The sequence below is a fragment of the Streptomyces laculatispora genome, assembly GCF_017353455.1.
Taxonomy (GTDB): domain Bacteria; phylum Actinomycetota; class Actinomycetes; order Streptomycetales; family Streptomycetaceae; genus Streptomyces; species Streptomyces laculatispora.
Window position 1 is genome coordinate 1 of the sequence record NZ_JAFMPZ010000419.1, and the last position, 3,127, is coordinate 3,127.

5 protein-coding genes are annotated in these 3,127 nt (G+C 72.4%); 3 read left to right on the plus strand and 2 right to left on the minus strand.

Annotation, left to right across the window (positions count from 1 at the left end):
* Both J1C73_RS21045 and J1C73_RS21050 read left to right on the plus strand, forming a co-directional pair.
* Window positions 1–939: DNA-3-methyladenine glycosylase family protein (locus tag J1C73_RS21045; RefSeq protein WP_207317783.1), on the plus strand; the 939-nt coding region annotated here is incomplete at its 5' end.
* On the plus strand, window positions 936–1,463 hold the full coding sequence (locus tag J1C73_RS21050) for a methylated-DNA--[protein]-cysteine S-methyltransferase (RefSeq protein ID WP_207317784.1): 528 nt from the start codon (window positions 936–938) through the stop codon (window positions 1,461–1,463). The genes J1C73_RS21045 and J1C73_RS21050, both read left to right, overlap by 4 nt.
* A 66-nt stretch (window positions 1,464–1,529) precedes the next feature.
* Here the strand turns inward: J1C73_RS21050 and J1C73_RS21055 are convergent, their stop codons facing one another.
* Window positions 1,530–2,114, minus strand: coding sequence for a TMEM165/GDT1 family protein (locus J1C73_RS21055; RefSeq protein ID WP_207317785.1), 585 nt, complete (start codon window positions 2,112–2,114; stop codon window positions 1,530–1,532).
* Window positions 2,115–2,451: 337 nt separating this feature from the next.
* On the opposite strand from J1C73_RS21055, the gene J1C73_RS21060 reads away from it, so the two are divergent.
* Window positions 2,452–2,850 carry a (2Fe-2S) ferredoxin domain-containing protein gene (locus tag J1C73_RS21060; RefSeq protein ID WP_123463983.1) on the plus strand — a complete coding sequence of 133 codons (399 nt, stop codon included), beginning with the start codon at window positions 2,452–2,454 and terminating at the stop codon, window positions 2,848–2,850.
* A 63-nt stretch (window positions 2,851–2,913) separates the two neighbouring features.
* On the opposite strand, the gene J1C73_RS21065 is transcribed toward J1C73_RS21060, so the two are convergent.
* Window positions 2,914–3,127, minus strand: a 214-nt coding sequence (locus J1C73_RS21065; RefSeq protein ID WP_504744028.1) for an NUDIX hydrolase, incomplete at its 5' end; no start/stop codon positions are given.

The following is a 3,127-nucleotide window of genomic DNA, read 5'->3' on the forward strand; positions in this document are numbered from 1 at the left end:
GGCCGCGCGGCCCGGTCGGCGAAGCCCCCGGTCACGCCCGGCGTGATAGCGCTGCGGCTGCCGTACCGCGCACCGCTCAATCCCAGCAACCTCTTCGGACATCTCGCCGCGACGGCCGTCCCGGGCGTGGAGGAGTGGCGCGACGGCGCCTACCGGCGCACGCTCGATCTGCCGTACGGGCACGGCATCGTCGCCCTCACCCCGCACCCCGACCACATCGCCTGCCGGCTCTCGCTCACCGACCCGCGTGATCTCACCCTGGCCATCAGCCGCTGCCGCTGGCTGCTGGACCTCGACGCCGATCCGGTCGCGGTCGACGAACAGCTGCGCACCGATCCGCTGCTCGCCCCGCTGGTCGACAAGGCACCGGGGCGGCGGGTGCCGAGAACCGTCGACGGCGCGGAGTTCGCCGTCCGGGCCGTGCTCGGCCAGCAGGTGTCGACGGCCGCGGCACGGACCCACGCGGCCCGGCTGGTCACCGCCCACGGCACGCCCGTCGACGATTCCGAGGGCGGTCTCACCCACCTCTTCCCGGCATCCGGGGCGCTGGCCGGACTCGATCCCGAGCGGCTGGCCCTGCCGCGCAGCCGGCGCCGGACGCTCACCACACTCGTCGAGGCCCTGGCGGCCGGTTCGCTGCGGCTCGGCACCGACACCGACTGGGAGAAGGCGCGGGCCGAACTGGCCGCGCTGCCCGGCTTCGGGCCGTGGACGGTCGAGGTCATCGCCATGCGGGCGCTCGGTGATCCGGACGCCTTCCTGCCGACGGATCTCGGCATCAGGCGGGCCGCGCAGGAACTCGGTCTTCCCTCGACACCGGCCGCACTCACCGCCCGCGCGGCGGCCTGGCGTCCCTGGCGGGCCTACGCGGTCCAGTATCTGTGGACCGTCGACGACCACCCCATCAACCACCTTCCCGCACAAGGAAGTCCATCGTGACCGCAGCACGCACCACCGCCATCGCGACCCGCCGGCACACCGTGACCGACAGCCCCTACGGCCCGCTGACCCTCGTCGCCACCGACGGGGTCCTCGCCGGCCTCTACATGACCGATCAGCGCCACCGTCCGCCCGAGGAGACCTTCGGCGAGCCCGACCCCGCCCCCTTCGACGAGACGATCCGGCAGCTGGACGCCTACTTCGCCGGTGAACTCCGGGAGTTCGACCTCCCGCTGGACCTCGACGGCACCCCGTTCCAGCGCACCGTCTGGGCGGAGCTCCAGCGGATTCCGTACGGCGAGACGCGTTCGTACGGCGAACTGGCCGAGATCCTCGGAAAGCCCGGCGCCTCGCGTGCGGTGGGGCTGGCCAACGGCAAGAATCCGGTCGGCATCATCGTGCCCTGCCACCGGGTGATCGGGGCGTCGGGGAGCCTCACCGGATACGGCGGCGGACTCGACCGCAAGCAACGGCTGCTGGCCTTCGAGAACGGTACGCAGGACACGGTCCAGGCGCTGTTCTAGAGCACGCGGCGGACGGGCCCGCCCAGCCGGCGGACGGGCCCGCACCCCGCGGCGGAGCCGCTCGCGTCAGCCGGTGAAGATCTCGACGACCGTCCAGATCGCCAGCCCCAGCATGCACAGGCCGCCGATGCGCTGGACCGTCTTGAGCGGTATGCGCTTGGAGATGAAGCGCCCGGCGAGCAGTGCCAGTGCCGATACGGACATCAGGGCCGCCGCGGACCCGATCGCGGTGGACCAGGTGCCATTGCTCGCCGCCAGGTTGGCCGTCGTGATCTGGGTGAGGTCGCCCCACTCGCTGATGAACACCGCCATGAACGCGGTCGAGTACACCGGCCAGAATCCGGTCACGGTCTTCGGGCCGTCCTCGTCCTCGTCGTCGCCCCCGCCGGCGCGCAGGAGCATGAACGCCCCGAACGCGAACAGGGACGCCGAGACGAGTTTGACGATCCAGTCGGGCAGCAGTCCGAGGAGGCCGCCCGCTCCGACCGCGATGGCGACATGGACGATGAACGCGGACGACGTGCCGAACCAGACATAGAGCGGGCGCATGCGCGTGCCCATGGCCAACGACGCGAACATCGTCTTGTCGGGGAGCTCCGCGAGGAAGATCAGCCCGAAAGCGGTGAGGATCGCCAGGGGGTCGAGATGCATTCCGGGTGGCTTTCTGTAAGAGCCGGGCCCCGGGTCTTCCGCGAAGTGCCACTCGGGCTTTTCGGAGGACCACTCGGCCCGGCATGACGGCGGCACCCGCGGGAGGCGGGCGTGTCATACCTGACCGAAGGTCTCGCCCGCCCGTGATGATCCACGAACCCGGCCACCGGGAACCCGGAGGTTCCAGTGTGTCGACGACCGGTTTGCAGGGCTACTCCCCTTCGCAGCCATCAACACTACCGCACGGGCAGCGGGGGAACTCGTCCGGTCGAGCCGGTGGTGGGCCCCGGTACAGTCCCACGGTGATCATCCACGTCCCGCTCCGGAACCTGCCCGTATGAGCCGCCGCGACCGCAGGGCCGCCGCCCCGCCCCGGCCCACAGTCAGCGTCTGCCGCGGCTGCTGCTGCGGGACCCCGAAGATCGCGGGCGTGGACCACGCGGGGCTGCTCGCCGCGGTGCGCGGCTCCCTCGACGGGATCGCGACGGTCCGGGTCGTGGACTGCCTGGACGCCTGCGACCAGGCAGATGTCGTGGTCGTCCAGCCGTCCGCCGACGGCCGCCGGGCCGGTGGCCGGCCGGTCTGGCTCGGCCTGGTGAACGACGCCGAGGCGATCGCCGACATCGCCGGCTGGGTAGCGGGGGGCGGCCCGGGACTCGTGGACCCGCCGGGGATCCTGGACCTGTACGAGTTCCGCCCCTCCCGGCGGGCGCGGCAGGAGCCGGCGGAGGACTGAGGCCTCTCGTCCGGCCCACGCACGGGCCCCGTTCCCCGGCCGCCTCGCCCCTCGCCCCTCGCCTCAGGCGACGGGCAGACCGTCCTCCAGCTCCGCCGCGCCCGCGCCCGAATCCAGGACGTCCAGCGCCGCCTGCACCCGCAGCCCGAGCCTTTCGGGCAGATGGCTGCCGAGCTCCGCCCGGTCGACCAGCTTCCACGACAGCAGCTCGTCCTCCTGGACGCGCACCGCCTTCAGCTGCTCCTCGTCGAGCACGCCGCCGTCGTAGACGTAGGCG

Coding starts and splice junctions, on each gene's coding strand:
- J1C73_RS21055 (WP_207317785.1), bottom strand. CDS start 2,114: ATGCATCTCGACCCCCTGGCGATCCTCACCGCTTTCGGGCTGATCTTC.
- J1C73_RS21060 (WP_123463983.1), top strand. CDS start 2,452: ATGAGCCGCCGCGACCGCAGGGCCGCCGCCCCGCCCCGGCCCACAGTC.